Source organism: Oerskovia rustica, assembly GCF_014836555.1.
GTDB classification, from domain to species: Bacteria; Actinomycetota; Actinomycetes; order Actinomycetales; family Cellulomonadaceae; genus Oerskovia; species Oerskovia rustica.
On the sequence record NZ_JACSQQ010000045.1, the window covers coordinates 6,522 to 28,185 of the forward strand.

Sequence of the window (21,664 nt, forward strand, 5' to 3'; positions counted from 1 at the left end):
CCCCCGCGGGCGACGAGCGCGGCGTCGGAGGACGTCCACCACACCACCGCTCCCAGCACCAGGACGGCGAGGACCCCGAGCCGGACCCACGACCCTCGGTCGAGCTCGCCCAGGTCCACGGTCCTCACGCGGTCGCCGGGGACGGGGCGTCGATCGCCAGCTTCACCCCGACGGCGCCCAGCAGCGTCCCGGTCGCGCGGCGCTGCCAGCGCATCCACGTCGGCCGCGCGCGCAGGAACACCGCGATGCTGCCTGCCGCGAGCACGAACGCGGCGTTGACGACCATGCTGACCCCGATCTGCACCCCACCCAGCACGAACCCCTGCGCCATGACGCCCCCGGCGGCCGGGTCGATGAACTGCGGGATGAGCGCGAGGTACATGATCGCGGCCTTCGGGTTGAGCAGGTTCGTCAGCAACCCCATGCGGAACAGCCGGCCGCGGGAGTCGCGCGGCAGGTCCTGCGCCTCGAAGGGACCGCGGCCGCCCGGGCGCAGGGTCCGCCACGCGAGGTACAGCAGGTAGCCGGCGCCCGCGACCTTCAGCGCGACGTACAGCCACGGCACCACCACGAAGACCGCCGCGAGGCCCACGTTCGCCATCGTCATGTAGACGAGGAAACCCACGGCCGTCCCCGCGAGCGAGACCATGCCCGCCTGCCACCCCTGGCTGATGCTGCGCGAGACCAGGTAGACCATGTTGGGCCCGGGGGTCAGGACCATCCCGAGGGCGACCGCCGTCATGCCCAGGACCGCTGCCGTACCGACCATGCGTGGTCTCCTTCTCGTCCCGTGCATCCTGCCCGCAGACCGGCGGAGGCACCCAGCGCTCTCGCGACGGTACCCGCTCACCGTGCACGACCACCACCCGCGAGGCAGGGTGGGACGAGACGGTGCGATGAGTTCCGACGACGCGGCAGGTCTTGGTTCCCATACCGCTGAGACGGCCGGCACCCACGCCGTCCCGCTCACCCGACCGAGAGGCACGACCGTGACCGACATCGAGACCCGCACCCTCGAAGCCCCGGGGGCGACCATCACCTACGACGTCCGCGGGAACCTCGCCGACACCACCCCCGAGGCCCCCGTGCTCCTGATCGTCGGCTCCCCCATGGGTGCCGACGGGTTCGTCACCCTGGCCTCGCACTTCACGGACCGGCCGGTCGTGACGTACGACCCGCGCGGGGTGTCCCGCAGCACCCGCACCGACCCGTCTGCGCCCGTCACGCCCGACCACCACGCGGACGACCTGCACCTCGTGATCGAGGCACTGGGGGCCGGGCCGGTCGACGTCCTGGCGAGCAGCGGCGGGGCGGTCAACGCCCTCGCGCTCGTCACCCAGCACCCCGAGCAGGTCCGGACGCTCGTGGCGCACGAGCCGCCGTCGGGTCCCGCGCTGCCGGACCGCGACGCTGCGCTCGCCGCGGTGCAGGCCGTCTCGCGGTCCTACCAGGACAAGGGGTTCGGCGCGGGCATGGCGCACTTCATCGCCCTCACGAGCTGGGAGGGCCCGTTCCCCGACGACTTCGCCGACCAGCCTGCGCCCGACCCGGGGGCGTTCGGGTTCCCCACCGACGACGACGGGTCGCGCGACGACGCCCTGCTGGCGCAGAACCTGATCAGCTGCACCCACTACGAGCACGACTACGACGCGCTGTCCCGCGTCTCGACCCGCGTCGTCCTGGCGGCCGGTGAGGAGTCGGGCGAGCAGATGGCCGCACGCGCGGCCCGCGGGGTCGCGAGGAACATCGGCACCGAGGCCGTCGCGTTCCCCAGCGGGCACGGCGGGTTCATGGGGGACGAGTACGGCATGCCCGGCGACCCCGACGGGTTCGCGTCCGCGCTCCGCAAGGTCCTCGAAGGGACGGACGTCCGCTGAACCGCCCGGCCGGCCGGGGCCCCGCGCCGGCCCCGCCCGCCCGGCCCCCGCGCGGGGGCACCGCGAGGGTCACGCCTGCGGTGTCGAGCATCGCGCGGACGCGCACCGCGGGCAGGTTCGCGTCGACCGGCACGTAGGCGGCCCCTGTGCGCAGGATGCCGAGCATCGTGGCGCAGGTCTCTGCGGACCGGTCACCGAGGACCGCGACTGCAGCACCGGGCGAGACGCCTGCGGACCGGAGCCGGCGCTCGACCTGCCGGGAGGCGTCCTGCAGGTCTTGATAGGTCCAGCGGCCCGTGTCCCACTCGACGGCGCTGCGGTTCGGCCAGGCGTCGGCGACGGCGTCGAAGGCGTGGGGGACGGAAGAGGCGTTGCGGACCCTCTCCAGGGTCGGCCCGCCTGTCGCAGCGCGGGCGTCGGTGGTGCCGGTCAGCGCAGGGCGCGGCTCGTGCTGGCTCGTCGTCATGGTCGGTCTCCTCGTCGCCAGAAGTGGTTCATCGCGATCGGGTCCTCGGGGAAGGGGCGGAGCTCGGTCACGCGTCCCTGCTCGATGCGGTAGACGTCCGCGAACCGGGCGCTCACGTCCTCGCCGTCCCGCCGTGCCGAGTCGACGGCGATCACGACCCCGCCGGTGTCGTCGACCAGGACGCGCTCGACGGCGGCGTGCGAGGTGCCGCCGGTGATCGCAGCCATCTGCGCGAAGGCGCCGAAGACCTCGTCGTGGCCGCGGAAGGTGCCCGAGATCTGGGTCGCTCCCGGGATCACCATGGTCATGTCGTCGGCGAAGAGCTCTTTGAGTCGATCGACGTCGCCGCGGTTGAACGCGCGGTAGACCTCGTCGAGGATCGCTCGGTGCTCGGTCGCTGCCATCTGCTGGCTCCCTGCTCGGTGGACGGACGGGTGCGAGGGGCCCCTCGTCCTGGTCAATGTCCGGCAGGGTGGGCGGGGTTCGCAGGGCTCCGTCATGACGGGCCGCTCTCCATACACGGTTTCCTGGATTCAGGATCGCGTGTACTGTCCGACGCATGGAGACCGTCACCCTCACGCACACGGCCGCGCTCGCACGCCTCGGGCACGCGCTGTCCGACGAGACGCGCACGCGCATCCTGCTCACGCTGCGCGAGGCCCCCGCCTACCCCTCGGACCTGGCCGACGCGCTCGGCGTCTCCCGCCAGGTCATGTCCAACCAGCTCGCGTGCCTGCGCGGCTGCGGGCTCGTCGAGGCGATCCCCGACGGACGCCGTACCTGGTACCGCCTCGCCGACAGCCACCTCGCGCCCGCGCTCGACGACCTGCTCCGCCTCGTCGTCACGGTCGACCCGACGTGCTGCTCGCCCGACGGGTGCACCTGCTCGTGACCGACGTGACGGTGGGCCCTCGCTCCACCCGTGCCCCCCTCGCCCCCGCCCGCAGGGCCCTCCTCGAGCGTCGCGTGCGCTGGATCGTCACGGCGACCATCGCCTACAACGTGGTTGAGGCCGTCGTCGCGATCACCGCCGGGCGCATCGCGTCCTCGGCCGCGCTCGTCGGGTTCGGCCTCGACTCGGTCGTCGAGGTGCTGTCCGCCGCAGCCGTCGCATGGCAGTTCGCGGCCCCCGACCCGCACCGCCGCGAGCGGACCGCGATGCGCCTCATCGCGGTGTCGTTCTTCGGACTCGCGGTCTTCGTGAGCGTCGACGCGGTGCGCACGCTCCTGGGGGCCTCCGAGCCCGACCACTCGACCGTCGGGATCGTGCTCGCGGCCGTGAGCCTCGCGATCATGCCGTTCCTGTCCTGGTTCGAGCGCCGCACGGGCCGCGAGCTGGGCTCGGCGTCGGCCGTCGCGGACTCGCGCCAGACGCTGCTGTGCACCTACCTGTCCGCGGTGCTGCTCGTGGGTCTGGTGCTCAGCTCGACCCTGGGCTGGACATGGGCCGACCCGATCGCGGCCCTCGTCATCGCGGCCGTCGCGGTCAAGGAGGGCGTCGAGGCCTGGCGCGGGGACGCGTGCTGCTCGCCGGTCGCCGGCCTGCACGCCGACGGCGTCGCACCGCACCTCACGCCCGACGCGCGCCACGAGCGTGGGGAGGCTGCGCCGTCGGGCACGGACGCCCGCCCGGGCGGCGCGACGCCCGACGGCGGCGGGTGCACCTGCTGCGCCGACTGACGCCCGACCGGGCCGGCTCCGATGGCGGCCCCGGACGACCCGACCTACGGTCGAGGAGGACCCGCCCGGACCGGACGGCGTCCTCCGAGTACCGACGACGGAACGAGGCGTGTGGTGGCAACACTGACCGTGTGGAAGTTCGAGACTCCCGAGGGTGCGCAGCAGGCGGAGGACGCCCTGCTGGCGTTGCAGAAGCAGGAGCTCATCCAGGTGCAGGACGCGGCGATCGTGTCGTGGGAGGAGGGGAAGAAGAAGCCCAAGACGCACCAGTCGAACAACACGACGGGCATCGGCGCGCTGGGTGGCGCGTTCTGGGGCCTGCTGTTCGGGATCATCTTCTTCATCCCGCTCATCGGCGTCGCGATCGGCGCGGCGTCCGGGGCCCTCGCGGGGTCGCTGACCGACGTGGGCATCGACGACGACTTCATCGACTCGGTGCGGTCCAAGGTGACGCCCGGGACGTCGGCGCTGTTCGTCATGACGTCCGGTGGGGTCATGGACCGCGTGCACGACGCGCTCAAGGCGCAGGGCATCCACGGTGAGCTCATCCAGACGAACCTGTCGTCCGACGAGGAGGCCAAGCTCCGCGCGGCCTTCGACGACGCGGTCTGAGAACCTCCGCAGTCGCGAGACGCACGGCCCCGGTCCATCGCGGACCGGGGCCGTCGTCGTGCCCCCTCGCCGACGGTGACGCGTCCGACCCACACTCAACCTGCACGTCGGCGCACCCGGCGCCCCGCCGGATCGGGCGTAGCGTCGAGACATGTCCGGAAACGAGACGCACGGACCGACCGGGACGCTTCGCGCCGGGGGACGCGGCGCGCTCGCGGAGTCGACCGGTGCGGCCTGGCGCCCTGTCGAGGAGGACGGTCCGGCCGAGGAGGACGACGCGACCCGCGACTGGGACAACGAAGGCGGGCACGAGCGCGGGCACGTCGCCCACCACCCGCGTGCCGCCGGCCACGACCCGGCTCCGCCTCCCGACCCCGACGCCCTCCGGGTGACCGGCGTCCTGGCGACGGCGCTGCCCCCCGAGCTCGGCACGCCTCACGAGCCCGTCACGTACACCGTCCCGGGGGTCCTCTCCCGGCGGGTCACACGGGAGGAGCAGGACGCGATCGAGGCAGACGCGGTCAGGCGTCGCCTCGCGGACGCCGGCTTCGAGGACGTCGAGCTGACGGTCTCGGACCGTCGGCTGCTCATCGGGCACACGAGTCTCGCCGCACTGAAGGGGGGCCTCGCGCACGAGATCGCGAACGTCCTGCGCGACCTCGGTCGAGATCTCGTCGCCGAGCACGACCGCCTGGCGGCCGAGATCGCGGAGCTGCAGAAGGAGGAGGACCGGCGCGCCGCCGTCGTCCTCGTGGAGGCGGAGCAGATCCGCTTCGAGTGACCGACAGCGGCTGTCGAGTGACGAGGACCCCATGGACACCGTGCCGAGCGACCCCTCGAGAGCGCGACCAGCAGCCCGCCGGGTGACGAACGAGTACTCGGCGCTGGCCCGGCTCGTCCGGGAGGCGGGCCTGCTCCGCCGACGCTACGGCTACTACTGGACGCGGCTCGTCCTGGCGGTGCTGGCCTTCGGGGGGATCTGGGTCGCGGTCGCGATCGTGGGGAACTCGTGGTGGCAGCTCGTCCTGGCGGCCGCGATGGCCGTGGTCGTGACGCAGATCGCGTTCCTGGGGCACGACAGCGCGCACCGGCAGATCTTCCGGTCCAGGGCCTGGAACGACTGGACGGCCCGTGTCCTCGCGGGCGGGTTCGTCGGCCTGAGCTACGGCTGGTGGCGCACCAAGCACGAGCAGCACCACTCGGCCCCCAACCAGGAGGGCCAGGACCCTGACATCTCGCCCGGCGTCATCGCGTTCACCCCTGCGGCCCTGGCCGCGAGGACGGGATGGCGGTCGTGGTTCGCCCGTCACCAGGGCTGGTTCTTCTTCCCCCTGCTGACGCTCGAAGGTCTGAACCTGCACGTCGCGAGCGTGCGGACCGTGCTGCGCAGGGGATCGGTGCCGCACCGAGGGGTCGAGGCTCCCCTGGTGCTCGGGAGACTCGTCGTCTACGTGGGTGTGCTCGTGCTGCTCCTGCCTCCGGGGAAGGCCGCGGCCTTCCTGGGGGTGCAGCTCGCCGTGTTCGGGGTGCTGCTCGGCGGGTCCTTCGCCCCGAACCACAAGGGCATGCCGATCGTGCCCCCGGGCGTGACGCTGGACTTCCTGCGGCGCCAGGTCCTCATCTCGCGCAACGTGCGCGGCGGGTACGCGGTCGACGCGGTGATGGGCGGGCTCAACTACCAGATCGAGCACCACCTCTTCCCGAGCATGCCGCGGCCCAACCTCAAGAAGGTGCGACCGATCGTGCACTCCTACTGCGAGGACGTGGGCGTGCCGTACACCGAGGTGGGCCTGTTCCGGTCGTACGGGATCGTCGTGCGCTACCTCAACCGCGTGGGTCTGCGGGCGCAGGAGCCGTTCACGTGCCCGCTCGCGGCGTCGCTCGGGCGGTAGGCCGGGGCGGCCGGGCCGCCCGTCGCCCAGGTGCGTCCGGACAGAGCGAAGCCCGGTCGATCAAGGGGGGTGACCGACCGGGCTCCGCGTCCGTGGGGGCGTCAGGCCTTGAGCATGCTCGCCCGGGTGATGACGCCGTCCTGGACCTCGAAGGTGGCGATGGTCTCGCCCGACCCGTTCGAGGTCGACACGATCTCGCGTGCGACCACCCACCGGTCACCGTACGCCACGGAGGCGTCGATTGTGCAATGCACATCACCGGTTGCAAGGCGAGGGCCGTAGAAGGCGCGCAGCGCGTCCTTGCCGACGATCGGCTCGGGCGTCACGCCCACGACCACGACGTCCTGGGCGTAGGTCGCGAGGAAGCGTTCGAGGTCGTGCGTGTTGAAGGCGTCGACCTGCTCGGTGACCACGGCGTGGGCGGTCGGTTGCTGGGTCATGCGGGTCCTCGTCTCGTGGGGGGGGAGTCGTGCGCCGTCCAGGCGAAGGTGCCCGACGGCGGAGCGCGGCGCGCGCGCTCGGGTCCTGCCGGCCGGGGTGCGGCCGGGGGCCGGCGGGTCAGTCGATGCGGACGCCTCCGTTGATGTCGTACGTGGCGCCCGTGACGAACCCGGCCCGCGGGGAGGCGAGGGACGCGATGACCCACGCGACGTCGTCGGGGGTGCCGAACTTGCCCAGCGGGATCGAGGACGTGAGGGCCTCGCGGCCCGCGTCGTCGAGCTGGTTCGTGATGTTGCTCGTGACCGGGCCGGGCGTGACCGCGTTGGCGCGGATACCCTCGGCGGCCAGGAGGCGCGCGAAGCTCCGCGTGATCGCGAGGAGCGCGCCCTTGCTCGCGGCGTAGTGGACGCCGGTCTTGAGCGCGCCCTGCTGGCCCGCGATCGAGGCGACGTTGACGATGCTGCGGTCGACCGGCTCCTCGCCCTCGGGGGCCGCGGCCGCCCGCAGGAGGGGGAGCGCGGCCCGCGAGAGGACGAACGTGCCGCGGGCGTTGGTCTCCATGACGGCGTCCCACTCGTCGATCTCGATGTCGTCGAGCGCGCGGTAGGGGCACATGCCGCCGTTGTTGACCAGGACGTGGAGCCTTCCCCAGCGGCGGGTGACCTGGGTGACGAGCCTGTCGACCGACGTGACGTCGCGCAGGTCGAGGCGCGAGACGTGGCAGCTCGCGCCCAGCTCGGTCGCGAGGTCCGCGGTGGTGCGGGCCCCGAGCTCGTCGTGGGCGTAGGTGAGCCAGAGGTCGTATCCGTCGCGGGCGAGCTGGAGAGCGGTCGCGGAACCGATCCCGGAGCTGGCGCCTGTGATCAGCGCAAGTCGTCGAGCCATGACTTGAACGCTATAGCAAATTGCGGCGACTGCAAGCGTCCTGTCCACGGACGCTGGCCGTCGGGTGCTAGATGCTATAGCATTTCGGCTCATGAACCCCGACACCGTCGTCATCACCGACTGCGACCTCCCGGGCACCGCGTGCGAAGACACCGTCACGGCCGCCGGCCTCGGTGTCGTGCGCGGGACGGCCCGCACGGAGGACGACGTCATCGCCCTCGTCCGCGACGCCGCGGCCACAGGTGCCGCCCCGTCCGCCCTGGTCGTCCAGTGGGCGCCCCTCACCGCCCGCGTCCTCGACGAGATCGAGGGCGTGCGCTTCGTCAGCCGCATGGGCATCGGCTACGACATGGTCGACGTCGCCGCCGCGACCGAGCGCGGCATCGCCGTCGCCAACACCCCGACCTACTGCATCGAGGAGGTCGCGTCCCACACCGTCGCGATGGTCCTCGGCCTCAGCCGCGGGCTCGTCGGCTACGACCGCGCCGTGCGCGACGGCGTCTGGGCCGCGACCGCCCCGCGCCCCATGGCCGCTCGCCTGTCCGCGACCACCGTGTCCGTGATCGGGTACGGCCGGATCGGGTCGCTCGTCGCGCGCAGCTGCGCCGCGCTCGGCTACCGGGTCCTGGTCCACGACCCCTTCGTGCCCGACGTCGAGGTCGCCGCCGCCGGCTACCTGCCCGTGACCCGTGAGCAGGCCGTGGCCGAGGCCGACGTGCTGAGCCTGCACGCGCCGCTCAGCGAGGCCACGCGTCACCTGCTCGACGCGGCGTCGATCGCGACCATGAAGCCCGGCGCGGTCGTGGTCAACACGTGCCGCGGCCCGCTGATCGACGAGGAGGCGCTCGCCGACGCGCTCGAGGGAGGGCACCTGGGCGCCGCGGCCCTCGACGTGTTCTCGCGCGAGCCGCTGCCCGCCGACTCGCGCCTGCGCACGCTCGACCAGGTGCTGCTCAGCCCGCACGCCGCGTGGTTCTCGCCCGAGGCCATGGCCGACCTGCCCGTGCACACCGCGCGCAACGCGATCGACTTCCTCGCGGGTCGTCCCGTCGGCTCGATCGTCAACCCGGACTACGCCCGCGCCCTGGCACGCTGACCTTCCCTCGTCTGGGCGCTCAGCGCCGTCCCCCGACCCCTGGAGCAACCCCGTGCAGCACCTGCAGCTCATGCGCCTCGGCCTTCCCGGCCAGGAGCGCCCCGTCGTCCGCACCGCCGACGGCACCACGTACTCCCTCGACTCCCTGACGCGTGACGTCGACGGCGCGTTCCTGGCGGACGACGGCGTCTCCCGGGTCCGTGCGGCCCTCGCCGCGGGCGAGCTGCCCGTCGTCGCGGACGCCGACTCGCTGCGCGTCGGCCCCCCGGTCGCCCGCCCCACGGCCGTCGTGTGCGTCGGCATGAACTACGCCGCGCACGCGGCCGAGTCCGGCTCCGAGCCGCCGACCGTCCCGATCATCTTCTGGAAGCACTCCAACACCGTCGTCGGGCCCGACGACGACGTGCTGCTCCCCCCGGGCGCGCAGAAGGTCGACTGGGAGGTCGAGCTCGCGATCGTCATCGGGAAGAAGGCCCGCTACCTCGCGTCGCCCGCGGAATCGGCCGCACACGTCGCCGGGTACACCGTGTCCAACGACGTGTCCGAGCGCGACTACCAGTTGGCCGTCTCGGGCGGCCAGTGGTCCAAGGGCAAGAGCTGCGAGACGTTCAACCCGCTGGGTCCGGCGCTCGTCCCGGCCGACCAGGTCGACGCCTCGGACCTGCGCCTGCGCTCGTGGGTCAACGGGGAGATCCGTCAGGACTCCTCGACGGCCGACATGATCTTCGACGTCGACTTCCTCGTGTGGCACCTGTCGCAGTACATGGTCCTCGAGCCGGGGGACGTCATCAACACCGGCACTCCCCAGGGTGTCGCCCTCTCGGGCCGTTTCCCGTACCTGGTCGACGGCGACGTGATGGCCGTCGAGATCGAGGGCCTGGGACGCTGCGAGCAGAAGGTCCGCGACGCGGTCGTGTGATCTTGTCCTGCGCCCGCCGAGATGCTGCTCGTCGTCGCCCCGTCCACCACGACGGCGACGACGTGCAGCATCTCGGCGCGGTGATCAGCCCGCGAACGGCAGGACCGGCAGCCCCGTGACCCCGGGGACGACGCGGAAGACAGACCCCGCGTCGAGCTCGGGCTCGAACGGCTCGCCGATCATGAGCCGCGACGTCGTGATGAACAGCTCGTCGAGGTCCGCGCCGCCGAACGTGCACGCCGTGACGTGCGAGGCGGGCAGCTCGACGACAGCGGTCAGTGTCCCGTCCGGCGCGTAGCACCGCACCGCGCTGCCGCCCCACAGCGCGACCCACACACCGCCCTCGGCGTCGACCGTGAGCCCGTCGGGCAGCCCGTCCTCGCGCGGGATCTCGACCAGGGCCCGACGGTTCGCGAGCGGCTCGTCCGCGCCCGGGTCGTAGTCGAACACGTCGACCCGGCACGTGAGCGTGTCCACGTAGTACGCGAGCGTCCCGTCGGGGGAGAAGCCCAGCCCGTTCGAGCACGTGACGCCCGACAGCACGAGGCGAGCGGCGCCGTCGGGCTCGACGCGGTACAGGGCGCCCGCGCCCGACCGGTCGTCGAACGGCATGGACCCCGCGTAGAACGCGCCGTCCGGGGTGGTCGAGCCGTCGTTGAGTCGGACCGTCGGGTCGCTCCACAGCTCGGGGAAGGGACGTACGGGGGAGTCGGGCGCCTCGTCGTCCACGAGCGCGAGCCCACGCTCCAGCCCGACGACGTAGCCCCCCCGGGAGCGCGGGCGCACCATGGTCGCGAGGTCGCCCACGTGGCGGCGGGCCACCGTGGCGTCGGGCTGCAGGGTCAGGAGGTCGCCGGCCATCATGTCGACGAACCGCAGACCGCCCCAGGTCGGGGACCACACGGGCCCCTCGCCGTGGTGGGCGACGGGACCGGTGATGTTCTCGGCACGCATGGGGCCTATTGTCCCGGATTGCCGAGGGTGACGTGCGCTGCCGCCGAGGGTGACGCAACAGCCCGCCGAGGGTGACATCAGATGTCACCGTCGGCGGGCGTGTCGGTCACCGTCGGCGGCCGGGTTGGTCACCCTCGGCGAGGAGGGGACCCGCCCGGGGTCTCGTCTCGGCCCGCGTGATCGGGTCCTGGGCTCACTCGGCCCCGAGTCGCGAACGCAGGCGCGCGAGCTGTGCCCACAGCTGGTCCGGGACGCGGTTGCCGAAGGTGTCGAAGAACTGGCTCGTCAGCTCGGTCTCCGCGAGCCACGAGGCGGCGTCGACCTCGAAGAGCGCCTCCAGGTCGCCCTCGGGGAGGTCCAGGCCGTCGACGTCCAGCGCACCGGGTGCGGGCAGCAGACCCACGGGGCTCGTGACGGCCCCCGCATCGGTCCGCAGGCCGCGCGAGCGGTCGACCTGCTGCGCGATCCACTCGACCACGCGAGAGTTCTCCCCGAAACCGGGCCACAGGAACGAGCCCTCGGCGTCCTTGCGGAACCAGTTGACCTGGAAGATCTTGGGCCGCTTCTCCGGGTCGAGGCCCGCGCCGACGCTCAGCCAGTGCGCCCAGTGGTCGGCCATGTTGTAGCCGCAGAACGGGAGCATCGCGAACGGGTCGCGGCGCAGCTCGCCCAGTGCGCCCTCGGCGGCCGCGGTGCGCTCCGACGAGATCGTCGCGCCCATGAACACGCCGTGCTCCCAGCCGTACGCCTGCGCGACGAGCGGCACGTTGGTCGCACGGCGACCGCCGAAGACGATCGCGTCGATCGGGACGCCCGCAGGGTCCTCCCAGGTGTCGGCGATCGTCGGGCACTGCGCGGCCGCGACCGTGAAGCGCGAGTTGGGGTGCGCTGCGGGTGTCTGGGCCCCCGGGGTCCAGTCGTTGCCGAGCCAGTCCGTGAGGTGGGCGGGCGCCTCGGGCGTCAGGCCCTCCCACCAGACGTCGCCGTCGTCGGTCAGGGCGACGTTGGTGAAGATCGTGTCGCGGTCGAACGTCGCGACCGCGACGGGGTTGGTGTCGATCCCCGTGCCGGGGGCGACGCCGAAGAACCCGGCCTCGGGGTTGATCGCGCGCAGCGTCCCGTCGGGTCCCGGTCGCAGCCAGGCGATGTCGTCCCCGATGGTCTCGACCTTCCACCCGGGGACGGTCGGCTGGAGCATCGCGAGGTTCGTCTTGCCGCACGCCGAGGGGAAGGCCGCGGCCAGGTGGTAGGCGCGCCCCTCGGGGGACGTGGCCCGGATGAGCAGCATGTGCTCGGCGAGCCAGCCCTCGTCGCGGGCCATGGCCGAGGCGATGCGCAGCGCGAAGCACTTCTTGCCGAGCAGCGCGTTGCCGCCGTAGCCGGAGCCGAAGGACCAGATCTCGCGGGTCTCGGGGAAGTGCGCGATGTACTTGGTGTCGTTGCAGGGCCAGGGCACGTCCTGCGTGACGGCGCCCGAGTCGTCGACGAGCGGCGCGCCCACGCTGTGCACGGCGGGCACGAACGGCGCCCCCGCGTCGATCAGCGCGAGCACGTCGCTGCCGACCCGCGTCATGACGCCCATGCTGACGACGACGTAGGGCGAGTCGGTGACCTGGATGCCGACCTGGGAGATGGGGCCGCCGACGGGACCCATCGAGAACGGCACGACGTACATCGTGCGACCGCGCATCGACCCGTCGAACACGTCCCGGAGCTCGGCGCGCATGGCGTCCGGCTCGCGCCAGTTGTTGGTGGGGCCCGCGTCGGCCTCGTCGCGCGAGCAGATGAACGTGCGGGACTCGACGCGGGCCACGTCGCTCGGGTTCGAGCGGGCGAGGTAGCTGCCGGGGCGCAGCTCGGGGTTCAGGGGCAGGAGCGTGCCGGCGTCGACCATGAGGGCGACGAGCCGCTGCTTCTCCGCCGCGGAGCCGTCGCACCACACGACCGCGTCGGGCTCGGTGAGATCGGCGATCTCCCGGACCCAGGCGCGCGGGTCGCGTGCGGCGCGCCGGCCCCCGGGACCGAACGCGGCACCGGCCATCGCGGTGGTGAGGACGTCGGGCAGCTCCTCCGTGAGGGCGGCGTGTCGGGTGCGGCGGGGATTGGCGGTCGCGGTCATGAGGGTCTCCGGTCCTGGGCGGTCGTCGGGTCCACCCGGTGGGTGTCGGTGCTGCTGTTTCCACCTTCGACCCGGAACACGCCGGTTTTCCACCTGGAGCACTGTCAAGAATCGCTGATCTTGACATAGAGTCAAGGAATGGCCGTCGACGAAGACCGCAAGATCCCCACGAGCCCCGAGGTCCACACCCCGGCGAGCACCGACCTCATCACCCTGGGGCGCCGGATCCGGTACTTCCGGACCGGTCGCGGGCTCACGCTCGATGCGCTCGGCGCGCAGGTGGGAACCACCGCGAGCCTCCTGTCGCTCATCGAGAACGGGAAGCGCGAACCGCGACTCTCGCTGCTCCAGGCGCTCGCGGGCGCGCTCGACGTCGCGGTGGGGGACCTGCTCGCGGACGAGCCGCCGTCGCGCCGGGCCGCGCTCGAGATCGAGCTGGACCGCGCCCAGCGCGGCCCGCTGTTCGCGACCCTCGGACTGCCCTCGGTCAAGGCGTCGCAGAAGCTTCCGATGCCGGTCCTGGAGAACCTGGTCGGTCTGCACGGCGAGCTGGCCCGTCGCGCGTCAGAGGCCATCGCGACGCCCGAGGAGGCCCGCCGAGCCAACACCGAGCTCCGCCTGGAACGTCAGTCGCGCAACAACTACATCCCCGAGCTCGAGGACCTCGCGGAGGAGATGACGCGCCGCGCGGGCTACACGTCGGGCGCCCTGACGCACCGCACGGTCGCGCGCATGGCCGAGCAGCTCGGCTTCACGCTGCTGCACGTCGACGACCTGCCGCACTCGACGCGCACGGTCACGGACCTGCGCAACGGCCGGATCTACCTTCCGCCCGCCTCGATCCCGGGCAGCCACGGCCTGCGCTCGCTCGGTCTCCAGGCGATCGCGCACCGCGTGCTGGGGCACCAGCGCCCGACGTCGTACGCGAACTTCCTGCGCCAGCGCGTCGAGATCACCTACTTCGCGGCGTGCTGCCTCATGCCGCAGTCGGCGGCCGTCGAGTTCCTGGAGCAGCGCAAGAAGGACAAGGACCTCGCGGTCGAGGACTTCCGCGACGCGTTCGGCGTCTCGCACGAGGCCGCGTCGCAGCGCTTCACCAACCTCGCGACGTCCCGCCTGGGCATCCCGGTGCACTTCATGCGCGTGGGGGACGACGGCGCCCTGTACCGCGGGTACGCGAACGACGGCCTGCCGTTCCCGGCAGACGTCACGGGGGCCATCGAGGGGCAGCTCGTGTGCCGCCGGTGGGCCGCGCGCGAGGCCTTCACGCGCCGCGACCGCGCGACGGAGTCCTACCAGTACACGGACACGCCTGCGGGCACGTTCTGGTGCAGCACCCAGACGGGTACGACGACGACGGGCGAGTTCTCGATCACGGTCGGGGTCCCGTTCGCCTCGGCCAAGTGGTTCCGGGGCCGGGAGACGACCGCGCGCCGTGCCTCGACCTGCCCGGACGAGGCATGCTGCCGCAGGCCCGCGGCCCAGCTCGCGCGGCACTGGGAGGAGGTCGCCTGGCCGAGCGCGCGCATGCACCAGTACGTGCTGTCCGCGCTGCCCTCCGGCGCGTTCCCGGGCGTGGACGCCTCGGAGGTCTACGCGTTCCTCGAGAAGCACGCACCGCGCGAGGGCTGACCGGCTCCCGTCGGGCGCGCGGCGTCGTCGGGCGGTCCGGCGGGCCGGGTGAGCTGGGCGACCTGTCCCAGCACCTCGGCGGTCTCGATCTCGACGCGCAGCTCGATGCGGTCGAGGCCCAAGGACGCGGCGTCGGCAACCGTGCCGAGCAGCACGCGCAGGTCGGCCACGGCGGCCGACGCCGCCTCGACCGTCGTGGCGCGCTCGGCCCGGGCGGTGACGAGCCCGAGGCTCAGGCCGAGGTCCTCGACGACGTCGGGGCCCGCCGACAGGAGCGTGGACGCGGCCCGGGCGAGGGCGCCGACGTGCTGCCCGAGCTCACGGGCCGGCAGGCGGGCGGACGCGAGGTCGGTCACGCGGTCGTCGAGCTCGCGCGCGACGAGCGTCGAGGACGCGTCGCGCAGGTCCTCGACGTAGGTGCGGTACCCGGTGCCCTCGGCGAGGGGCCGCTGCGTCCGGTCGAGGGCCCAGGCCGGGTCGCGGTCGGCGGCCTGCAGGAACACGTCGAGGTCGACGGCGTCGAGCGCCTCGTCGTCGTCGCCCGCGAGCCACCTCTCGACCCGGGCGAGGTGATCGGGGTCGTCGACGTCGAGCCCGACGGTCGAGAGCACGTCGAGCCAGGTGCCGGTGATCGGGTCGTACAGCGGGACGAGGTTCGCGTCGTCGGGGCCGAGGGGCCGGACGTGCCGCCCGTGGTGCGGGTCGTGCAGGAGCACCCACTGCTCGCCGTCGATGACCACGGGACCGGACTCGGTCATCTCGAGGGCGACCCGGGTGGCCCACTCGTCGTAGGTCTCGCCCCAGGTCTCGCCCGTCAGGGGGTCGCGGAGCGTGATCGGAGACCGCAGCCGCGCGGGCAGCCACAGGAGGGGGTGCCACATGGCGGCGGGTCGCAGGCCGGGCCACCGGCGGTGTCCGGCGGGGACGGTCCACGGCATCGGCAGCGGGCTGGCCGTGAGCGGGGAGAGCAGGAGCTCGCCGTCGTACAGCCCCGAGAAGGCGCGCCACAGATGCAGCCGCCCCGTCGTGTCGAGCGTCGACGCGGGCAGGAGGAGGTGTTCCCCCGGTCCGACGTCGAGCGCTCGGCGCCTGTGCTCCACGTTCGTCCTCTCCTCGCTGACCGTCTGGGGCTGCCTATGCCGGGTGAGCATGCGCCAGCCTGCGTGGCGGGGAGGCGCGCCCTTGAGCAGGTTGTGACGGACGTCACATCACCAGAGGTGCCCGGAGGCCCGAATTTCGCGAGCGCGCCGCACACACACGTGCCATGCAGACCATCACCGTCACCGCCGACGTCGACGTCGATGTCACCGCCGCTGCCCGCACGTCCGTCCACGACCGCGCGAGCGACGAGCTCGACCGCACCACGACCGACGTCGCTCGTCGCGTGCGCGCAGGCGACCTCACCGAGCGTGAGGCCCGCATGATCATCTTCGAAGCGGTCTTCCGCACGGGCATCGTGCGCTCCGAGACCACGCGCTACTGCCACCGCCACGGCATCGCGCGCTTCCTGCACGACGACATGGTCGATGCGGCCGTCGACTTCTACACCCGCAAGATCCTCGACCTGCCCAGCACCGACGGTGCCGAGGGGGACTCCCGTGGGCGCAACGGCACCAAGTTCTTCGACCTCGAGGTCTTCGCGGGCGGTGCGAGCGCGGCGGGATCGATCCGCCAGGCGCTCGGGGACTACACGCTCATGCACCGGACCCTGCTGCGCAGCGTCCGGTCGGCCCGCAAGGTCGGCCAGATCGTCTCGACGGACCTCCTCGAGGGCACGATCGACGCCGAAGGGCGCCTCGCGGGGCTCGTGCACGAGCTCCCCGTGGTCCCCGACCTGGCCGTCCAGGTCCTCGACGCGGGGCGCGACGAGGAGCTCGACCGCCTCTACGCTGCCCACGAGAGCGCTGCCACCCGTCAGCGTGGAGTCCTGCGCATGCACGTCGACGCCGCGGCGATCCGCGACGCGTTCGCCCTGCCCACCCTCGAGCGTCCTCTCGACCCGGACGTGCGGGCACGCATGCTCGCGTGGATCGAGGAGGACGAGGGGCTCGCCCTGCGCTCGGTCCTCGCGTTCACCGCGTCGCCGTCGGACCCGCGCGTGGCGACCCTCGCCGGACTGTGGACGACCTACGAGGACGAGCACCTCGAGACCGTCGCCTCGCACGAGTACGGGCAGAAGATCGCCCACCTCCTCGTGCACGACGTCCTCGCAGACCGTGCACGCCCGGGACGGCCCGCCCTGTCCCGCACCCGGGTCGCGGTCAAGCAGGCCGTCGCCGGCTGCGGGGTCGACGCCGCCTGGATCACCGAGCTCACCGCGGTGTTCGTCGAGCACGAGCACGAGGCACGCTCCGCCTGGGACCCGGACCGTGGGACCGGTGAGTCGACGCGCGACACCGCGCGCTACCTGGGGGCCCTCGCGGCAGCCGTCGCGCTGCCCGGCGCACCGCTCGGACGCACGCCCCTCGAGGTGCGCAGCACCCTCGCGGACGTCGTCGCCGCGGCGCGCCAGACGACGAGGGTCGCCGAGGCGGGCTGACCGACCTTCGCAGCCAGGCCGGACGACGGCCGATCCCGCTGCATAGGAAGCAGGACCGTCGACGCCTCGACCAGAGGCACCGAGAGGAGCACCCCATGGCTGCCACCCCCGCACGCCCAAGACCCCAGACGATCGCCGAGCGCTGCGCGCCACTGACCAAGGAGCTCGCGCGCCGACGAGCAGGCGCCCCTCTCTACCCCGGCGACGTGCACGAGCAGATCGCCTCGCTCGTCGACGAGCTCGTCATCCAAGGCCTGACCCGCGCCGAGGCCGCGGGGCTCGTGAACCGCGCGGCCCAGAAGGCCACCGCGGCATGAATCACCTGCGGCGACCGTGGGAGCCCCCGGACGCCGACCCGCACGACGCGATCGACCGGTGCGACCGGTGCGATGCGTGCGGCGCGACGGCCTGCGTCCGGGTGACCGTCGCCCACGAGGGGATCCTCCTCTTCTGCGACCCGCACTACCGCGTGCACGAGAGCGCGATCGTCACCGCCGGGTACGGAGTGCGCGACGAACGGCGCACCCTCGACGAGGACATCGCGCTGGCGCTCGCCCTCGCGCGCGCGCTCGACAGCGCCGCCTGACCGCGAGCGTCGACGGGCCCGCCCGAGGCGCGCGGTATCACCCCCACCAACCGCACGAGACGACCGACAGTCACCGACGACAGCCCCGGCGGACGCCAGGGCTGGGGGACCGGTGTCCCTGACGACAGGTCGCTCCGAGCGACGACGACGATGCCAGCGATGGCGTGGAGGTGCGGGCGTGGACGAGATGGACGAGATCGTCCACGAGTTCTTGGTCGAGTCCTACGAGAACCTCGATCAGCTGGACCAGGACCTCGTGGCACTGGAGAGCGACCCTTCGTCGCGCGCGCTGCTCAGCAGCATCTTCCGCACGGTGCACACCATCAAGGGCACGAGCGGCTTCCTCGGGTTCGGCAACCTGGAGAAGGTCTCGCACGTCGGGGAGTCCCTGCTGTCCGAGCTGCGTGACGGCGAGCGTGTGATGGACCCGCAGGTTGCGGACGTGCTGCTCGCGCTGGTCGACACTCTGCGCGCCATCCTCGCCAAGGTCGAGGCCGGCGCGGGGGACGACGTCGACGTCGAGACGATGGTCGCCCAGATCGTGGCGGTGCAGGAGGGGGCCGCGCCCGCCGAGGGGCCGGCGTCCGAGGAGCCTGTGGCCGTGGCGCCTGCGGCTGAGGACCCGGCGCCGCTCGAGCCCGACGCCGTCGTCCTTCCCCAGCCTGAGCCCGAGCGGGCCGAGGCCCACGCGCCCGTGGCCCCCGCCGCCGTCGAACCTGCCCCCGTGCAGGCCCCGCCGGAGCCCGCAGCCCCCGCCTCGACCGTCCCCGCGCCCAAGCACGAGGAGATCGAGCTTCCCGGGCGCAACGCCGCCGACGGGTCGATCCGCGTCGACGTCGACCTCCTCGACTCCCTCGTGCGGCAGGTCGGCGAGCTCGTGCTCGTCCGCAACCAGTTCGACCGCATCGCCGGGGCGGGTGAGGACCAGGAGACCAAGCGGTCCGCGCAGCGCCTGAGCCTCATCGCCTCCGAGCTGCAGGAGGGTGTCATGCGCACCCGCATGCAGCCCATCGAGCACGTGTGGTCGAAGATGCCGCGCATCGTGCGGGACCTCGCGAAGATGCTCGGCCGCGAGGTACGCGTCGAGATGACCGGCGGCGACACCGAGCTCGACCGCTCGCTGCTCGAGGCCGTGAAGGACCCCCTGACGCACCTGGTGCGCAACGCCGTCGACCACGGGATCGAGGCGCCCGACCAGCGTCGCGCCGTGGGCAAGGTGAGCCAGGGCCTCGTGTCGCTGCGCGCCTACCACTCGAACGGCCAGGTCGTCGTCGAGATCACCGACGACGGCGCGGGCATCGACCCCGAGAAGGTGGGACGCTCGGCGGTCTCGAAGGGGCTGCGCAGCGCCAACGAGATCGCGGCGATGTCGTCGTCCGAGGTGCTGGACCTGCTGTTCCTGCCCGGGTTCTCGACCGCGGCCAAGGTCACCAACGTCTCCGGCCGTGGCGTCGGGATGGACGTCGTCCGGACCAACATCGAGGCGATCGGTGGGTCCGTCGACGTCGAGTCGAGCGTCGGCAAGGGCACGACGTGGCGGATGCGCATCCCGCTCACGCTCGCGATCATGCCCGCACTCACCGTCACGTGCTGCGGCTCGGTCTACGCGATCCCGCAGGTCAGCCTCCTGGAGCTCGTCGCGCTCGGGGGGCAGGACACCCGGATCGAGCACGTCGGCACCGCCCCCGTGTTCCGGTTGCGCGGGACGCTGCTCCCGCTCGTCTCGCTCGCCGAGGTCCTGGACCTCGCCCCCGAGTCCGCCGGCCGCGTCATCGCGGTCGTCGAGGCCGACGACCAGCGGTTCGGCGTGATCGTCGACCGCGTCCTCAACATGGAGGAGATCGTCGTCAAGGGGCTCGCGAGCCGGCTCAAGCAGATCGGGATGTACTCGGGCGCGACGGTGCTCGGCGACGGGGGCGTCGCCCTCATCCTCGACCTTCCCGCGATCGCGCGGCGCGTGCTCAGCACCGAGATCGCCGAGCTCGCCAAGGTGCGTCGGCAGACGACGGTGCAGGCCGCCAAGGCGACGCACCAGGTGCTGGTCGTCGCCGCCGGCGACCGTCGCGTCGCGATCCCGCTGTCCGCGGTCACGCGGCTCGAACGGATCCGCACGGACCGCATCGAGCAGGTCGGGACGCGCGAGGTGCTCCAGTACCGCGGTGCGCTCGTCCCGCTGGTCCGGCTCGACCGGGTGCTGGGCGCCGTCGGCGGCCCGACCGGTGACGAGCTCGACGTCGTCGTGTACACCCGTGGTGGTCGCAGCATCGCGATGGCCGTGTCGGAGATCCTCGACATCGTCGAGGACGACGCCCGGCTGCACAGCGACATCGACGACCACGGCCTCGTGGGGTCGACCGTCCTCGACCAGCGCGTCACCGAGCTGCTCGACGTGCGCAGCGCCGTGCGCGCCGCGGACGCGGGCTTCTTCGACGACGACCCGGACGACCCCGACGACCCGGACGGCCTCGCCGACCGGGCGGCCTTCGACGACGACCTCCTGGCAGGTGTGCGATGAGCACGAGACTCGTGACCTTCACGCTGGGCGACCGGCTCTGCGGCATCCCCGTCGACCGGGTCCAGGAGGTCCTGCCGAGCCGGCCGCGCACGCGCGTGCCGCTCGCCCCCGACGACGTCGCGGGCCTCGTCAACCTCCGCGGCCAGGTCGTCCTCACGGTCGACCTCCGACGGCGGCTCGGCATGCCCGCGCACGACGGCGAGCAGATGATGGCCGTCGTCTTCGTGGGCGACGAGACCGTGAGCCTGCTCGTCGACCGGATCGGCGACGTGCTCGTGGTCGACGAGGACCAGTTCGAGCTGCCTCCCCAGACCCTGTCCGAGGCGCTGCGAGCAGTGATCCTCGGCACCTACAAGCTCTCCGGCCAGCTGCTGCTCGCGCTCGACGTCGACGCCGTGGCGTCGTGAGCGCGTCGTGATCGGCACCGTGCGCACGCACGAAGGTCGAGCAGGCAAACCCCTCCCCGTTCATCACACCGCCCAGGAGTACCCATGTCCACGTCCCTGACGTCCGCGACCTCGCGGCCGCGCCGCTCCCGCTTCGGCGACCTCTCCGTCCGGACCCGGATCATCGTCGCGCTCGGCGTCCTCGTCCTCGTGCTCGTGGGGACCGTCGCCGTCGCCCTGCAGGGCCTGCGCTCGACGCTCGAGGACACCGCGACCGTGGCCGACGTGGGGAACACCGCGCTGCGCCTCAACGCCCAGATCGACCACGGTGCGCAGGAAGCGTGGCGACTGACGTACCAGTACGACATCGTCGAGGGGTCGGCCCGGTCCGCGGTCGTCGCGCAGATGGACGCGACCGACGCTGACCTGGCGGAGGACATCGCCGCGTACGACGCGATGCTCGGCACGATGGCCGAGCCGAACTGGGAGACGTTCAAGACGGCGTGGGCGGACTGGGTCTCCTACCGGGACTCGACGCTCATGCCGGCCGTCGAGGACAAGGCGGTGACCTCCGAGATCCAGTCGCGCAACGACGCTCTCATCGCGGCGCACGTCTCAGCGCTCTCCGCCGCGGGCAAGGCCGCGAACGAGTACGCCGCGTCGGTCTCCGACGAGGCCGCGGCCCACGCCCAGCAGACCGTCGTCACGATGATCGTCCTCGGGCTGGCCGGTCTGGTGGTCGCGCTCGTCGTCGCGCTCGTCGTCGCGAACGGGATCCGCCGGTCGGCCGAGAAGGTGCGTCGCTCGTTGGTCGCGCTCGCCGAGGGCGACCTGACGGTCCGTGCGGACGTGGACAGCCGCGACGAGATCGGTCAGATGGCCGTGGCCCTCGCGACCGCGCAGGCGAGCCTGCGGGCGATCATCTCGACGGTCGCAGGCACGGCCCAGGAGGTGGCCGGAGCGGCCGACCGCCTGTCGTACGCAGGCGCGCAGTTCTCGGCGTCGTCGGAGGAGACGGCGGCGCAGTCGGGGGTGGTGGCTGCGGCTGCGGAGCAGGTGTCGCAG

At 72.7% G+C, this 21,664-nt stretch carries 23 protein-coding genes; 15 read left to right on the plus strand and 8 right to left on the minus strand.

The genetic code is table 11. From position 1 onward, the window contains the following. Nucleotides 1–124: 124 nt before the first annotated feature. A complete protein-coding gene (locus H9652_RS17770; RefSeq protein WP_191797868.1) occupies nucleotides 125–769 on the minus strand; it encodes a LysE family translocator in 645 nt (214 codons plus the stop codon). Nucleotides 770–989: 220 nt separating this feature from the next. On the opposite strand from H9652_RS17770, the gene H9652_RS17775 reads away from it, so the two are divergent. Beyond that, entirely contained in the window at nucleotides 990–1,877 is an 888-nt protein-coding gene (locus H9652_RS17775) for an alpha/beta fold hydrolase (RefSeq protein ID WP_191797870.1), read from the plus strand. Here H9652_RS17775 and H9652_RS20450 read toward each other — a convergent pair. Together H9652_RS20450 and H9652_RS17785 are read right to left on the minus strand one after the other, a co-directional pair. Further along, on the minus strand, nucleotides 1,789–2,343 hold the full coding sequence (locus tag H9652_RS20450) for an AMP-binding protein (protein ID WP_191797872.1): 555 nt from the start codon (nucleotides 2,341–2,343) through the stop codon (nucleotides 1,789–1,791). The genes H9652_RS17775 and H9652_RS20450 overlap by 89 nt on opposite strands. Continuing rightward, the gene (locus H9652_RS17785) at nucleotides 2,340–2,747 is read right to left on the minus strand and encodes a nuclear transport factor 2 family protein (RefSeq protein WP_191797874.1); all 408 of its coding nucleotides are present in this window, start codon (nucleotides 2,745–2,747) and stop codon (nucleotides 2,340–2,342) included. The genes H9652_RS20450 and H9652_RS17785 overlap by 4 nt, the downstream gene beginning before the upstream one ends. 155 nt (nucleotides 2,748–2,902) lie before the next feature. Here H9652_RS17785 and H9652_RS17790 point away from each other — a divergent pair, with 155 nt between their 5' ends. From H9652_RS17790 to H9652_RS17810, 5 genes are all read left to right on the plus strand, one after another. Further along, a complete protein-coding gene (locus H9652_RS17790) occupies nucleotides 2,903–3,235 on the plus strand; it encodes an ArsR/SmtB family transcription factor (RefSeq protein ID WP_056649628.1) in 333 nt (110 codons plus the stop codon). 11 nt (nucleotides 3,236–3,246) lie between these two features. Next, nucleotides 3,247–4,023 (plus strand): cation transporter, encoded by a 777-nt coding sequence (locus tag H9652_RS17795; RefSeq protein WP_404822061.1) that lies wholly within the window; start codon nucleotides 3,247–3,249, stop codon nucleotides 4,021–4,023. A gap of 114 nt (nucleotides 4,024–4,137) precedes the next feature. After that, nucleotides 4,138–4,635, plus strand: coding sequence for a DUF1269 domain-containing protein (locus tag H9652_RS17800; RefSeq protein ID WP_138825844.1), 498 nt, complete (start codon nucleotides 4,138–4,140; stop codon nucleotides 4,633–4,635). 151 nt (nucleotides 4,636–4,786) lie between these two features. After that, the gene (locus tag H9652_RS17805) at nucleotides 4,787–5,416 is read left to right on the plus strand and encodes a hypothetical protein (RefSeq protein ID WP_191797877.1); all 630 of its coding nucleotides are present in this window, start codon (nucleotides 4,787–4,789) and stop codon (nucleotides 5,414–5,416) included. 31 nt (nucleotides 5,417–5,447) lie between these two features. Next, a complete protein-coding gene (locus tag H9652_RS17810) occupies nucleotides 5,448–6,527 on the plus strand; it encodes a fatty acid desaturase family protein (protein WP_191797879.1) in 1,080 nt (359 codons plus the stop codon). Nucleotides 6,528–6,628: 101 nt separating this feature from the next. Here H9652_RS17810 and H9652_RS17815 read toward each other — a convergent pair whose 3' ends face one another. Further along, nucleotides 6,629–6,967, minus strand: a complete 339-nt coding sequence (locus H9652_RS17815) for a nuclear transport factor 2 family protein (protein ID WP_191797881.1) — start codon at nucleotides 6,965–6,967, stop codon at nucleotides 6,629–6,631. Between the two features lie 118 nt (nucleotides 6,968–7,085). Next, a complete protein-coding gene (locus H9652_RS17820) occupies nucleotides 7,086–7,853 on the minus strand; it encodes an SDR family NAD(P)-dependent oxidoreductase (RefSeq protein ID WP_191797883.1) in 768 nt (255 codons plus the stop codon). Nucleotides 7,854–7,944: 91 nt separating this feature from the next. On the opposite strand from H9652_RS17820, the gene H9652_RS17825 reads away from it, so the two are divergent. Further along, the gene (locus H9652_RS17825; protein WP_191797885.1) at nucleotides 7,945–8,949 is read left to right on the plus strand and encodes a C-terminal binding protein; all 1,005 of its coding nucleotides are present in this window, start codon (nucleotides 7,945–7,947) and stop codon (nucleotides 8,947–8,949) included. Nucleotides 8,950–9,010: 61 nt separating this feature from the next. Next, a complete protein-coding gene (locus H9652_RS17830; RefSeq protein WP_191797904.1) occupies nucleotides 9,011–9,868 on the plus strand; it encodes a fumarylacetoacetate hydrolase family protein in 858 nt (285 codons plus the stop codon). An 84-nt stretch (nucleotides 9,869–9,952) separates the two neighbouring features. Here H9652_RS17830 and H9652_RS17835 read toward each other — a convergent pair whose 3' ends face one another. Both H9652_RS17835 and H9652_RS17840 read right to left on the minus strand, forming a co-directional pair. Continuing rightward, nucleotides 9,953–10,822, minus strand: a complete 870-nt coding sequence (locus H9652_RS17835; protein ID WP_191797887.1) for an SMP-30/gluconolactonase/LRE family protein — start codon at nucleotides 10,820–10,822, stop codon at nucleotides 9,953–9,955. Nucleotides 10,823–11,015: 193 nt separating this feature from the next. Next, nucleotides 11,016–12,863: a phosphoenolpyruvate carboxykinase (GTP) gene (locus H9652_RS17840; RefSeq protein WP_225228437.1), complete on the minus strand. Its 1,848-nt coding sequence runs from the start codon at nucleotides 12,861–12,863 to the stop codon at nucleotides 11,016–11,018. A 216-nt stretch (nucleotides 12,864–13,079) separates the two neighbouring features. Here H9652_RS17840 and H9652_RS17845 point away from each other — a divergent pair, with 216 nt between their 5' ends. Then, complete coding sequence (locus tag H9652_RS17845) at nucleotides 13,080–14,573, plus strand: XRE family transcriptional regulator (protein WP_138825834.1); 1,494 nt, start codon at nucleotides 13,080–13,082, stop codon at nucleotides 14,571–14,573. Here the strand turns inward: H9652_RS17845 and H9652_RS17850 are convergent. Then, nucleotides 14,534–15,673, minus strand: coding sequence for a hypothetical protein (locus H9652_RS17850; RefSeq protein WP_191797892.1), 1,140 nt, complete (start codon nucleotides 15,671–15,673; stop codon nucleotides 14,534–14,536). The genes H9652_RS17845 and H9652_RS17850 overlap by 40 nt on opposite strands. Nucleotides 15,674–15,837: 164 nt before the next feature. Here H9652_RS17850 and H9652_RS17855 point away from each other — a divergent pair, with 164 nt between their 5' ends. The 6 genes from H9652_RS17855 to H9652_RS17880 form a co-directional block, all read left to right on the plus strand. Beyond that, nucleotides 15,838–17,112, plus strand: a complete 1,275-nt coding sequence (locus H9652_RS17855) for a hypothetical protein (RefSeq protein WP_191797894.1) — start codon at nucleotides 15,838–15,840, stop codon at nucleotides 17,110–17,112. A 95-nt stretch (nucleotides 17,113–17,207) separates the two neighbouring features. Further along, a complete protein-coding gene (locus H9652_RS17860; protein WP_030152901.1) occupies nucleotides 17,208–17,429 on the plus strand; it encodes a hypothetical protein in 222 nt (73 codons plus the stop codon). Continuing rightward, entirely contained in the window at nucleotides 17,426–17,698 is a 273-nt protein-coding gene (locus H9652_RS17865) for a DUF7455 domain-containing protein (RefSeq protein WP_225228433.1), read from the plus strand. The genes H9652_RS17860 and H9652_RS17865 overlap by 4 nt, the downstream gene beginning before the upstream one ends. 187 nt (nucleotides 17,699–17,885) lie before the next feature. After that, nucleotides 17,886–20,213, plus strand: a complete 2,328-nt coding sequence (locus tag H9652_RS17870; RefSeq protein WP_225228438.1) for a chemotaxis protein CheA — start codon at nucleotides 17,886–17,888, stop codon at nucleotides 20,211–20,213. After that, nucleotides 20,210–20,620 (plus strand): chemotaxis protein CheW, encoded by a 411-nt coding sequence (locus H9652_RS17875; RefSeq protein WP_191797898.1) that lies wholly within the window; start codon nucleotides 20,210–20,212, stop codon nucleotides 20,618–20,620. The genes H9652_RS17870 and H9652_RS17875 overlap by 4 nt, the downstream gene beginning before the upstream one ends. Nucleotides 20,621–20,704: 84 nt before the next feature. Further along, nucleotides 20,705–21,664: HAMP domain-containing protein (locus tag H9652_RS17880; protein WP_191797900.1), on the plus strand; the 960-nt coding region annotated here is incomplete at its 3' end.

Excerpts from the sequence above, each read along its gene's own strand:
- H9652_RS17770 (WP_191797868.1), bottom strand. The coding sequence starts at position 769 with ATGGTCGGTACGGCAGCGGTCCTGGGCATGACGGCGGTCGCCCTCGGG.
- H9652_RS20450 (WP_191797872.1), bottom strand. The coding sequence starts at position 2,343 with ATGACGACGAGCCAGCACGAGCCGCGCCCTGCGCTGACCGGCACCACC.
- H9652_RS17785 (WP_191797874.1), bottom strand. The coding sequence starts at position 2,747 with ATGGCAGCGACCGAGCACCGAGCGATCCTCGACGAGGTCTACCGCGCG.
- H9652_RS17790 (WP_056649628.1), top strand. The coding sequence starts at position 2,903 with ATGGAGACCGTCACCCTCACGCACACGGCCGCGCTCGCACGCCTCGGG.
- H9652_RS17805 (WP_191797877.1), top strand. The coding sequence starts at position 4,787 with ATGTCCGGAAACGAGACGCACGGACCGACCGGGACGCTTCGCGCCGGG.
- H9652_RS17810 (WP_191797879.1), top strand. The coding sequence starts at position 5,448 with ATGGACACCGTGCCGAGCGACCCCTCGAGAGCGCGACCAGCAGCCCGC.
- H9652_RS17815 (WP_191797881.1), bottom strand. The coding sequence starts at position 6,967 with ATGACCCAGCAACCGACCGCCCACGCCGTGGTCACCGAGCAGGTCGAC.
- H9652_RS17820 (WP_191797883.1), bottom strand. The coding sequence starts at position 7,853 with ATGGCTCGACGACTTGCGCTGATCACAGGCGCCAGCTCCGGGATCGGT.
- H9652_RS17825 (WP_191797885.1), top strand. The coding sequence starts at position 7,945 with ATGAACCCCGACACCGTCGTCATCACCGACTGCGACCTCCCGGGCACC.
- H9652_RS17835 (WP_191797887.1), bottom strand. The coding sequence starts at position 10,822 with ATGCGTGCCGAGAACATCACCGGTCCCGTCGCCCACCACGGCGAGGGG.
- H9652_RS17840 (WP_225228437.1), bottom strand. The coding sequence starts at position 12,863 with ATGGCCGGTGCCGCGTTCGGTCCCGGGGGCCGGCGCGCCGCACGCGAC.
- H9652_RS17845 (WP_138825834.1), top strand. The coding sequence starts at position 13,080 with ATGGCCGTCGACGAAGACCGCAAGATCCCCACGAGCCCCGAGGTCCAC.
- H9652_RS17855 (WP_191797894.1), top strand. The coding sequence starts at position 15,838 with ATGCAGACCATCACCGTCACCGCCGACGTCGACGTCGATGTCACCGCC.
- H9652_RS17860 (WP_030152901.1), top strand. The coding sequence starts at position 17,208 with ATGGCTGCCACCCCCGCACGCCCAAGACCCCAGACGATCGCCGAGCGC.
- H9652_RS17865 (WP_225228433.1), top strand. The coding sequence starts at position 17,426 with ATGAATCACCTGCGGCGACCGTGGGAGCCCCCGGACGCCGACCCGCAC.
- H9652_RS17870 (WP_225228438.1), top strand. The coding sequence starts at position 17,886 with ATGGACGAGATCGTCCACGAGTTCTTGGTCGAGTCCTACGAGAACCTC.
- H9652_RS17875 (WP_191797898.1), top strand. The coding sequence starts at position 20,210 with ATGAGCACGAGACTCGTGACCTTCACGCTGGGCGACCGGCTCTGCGGC.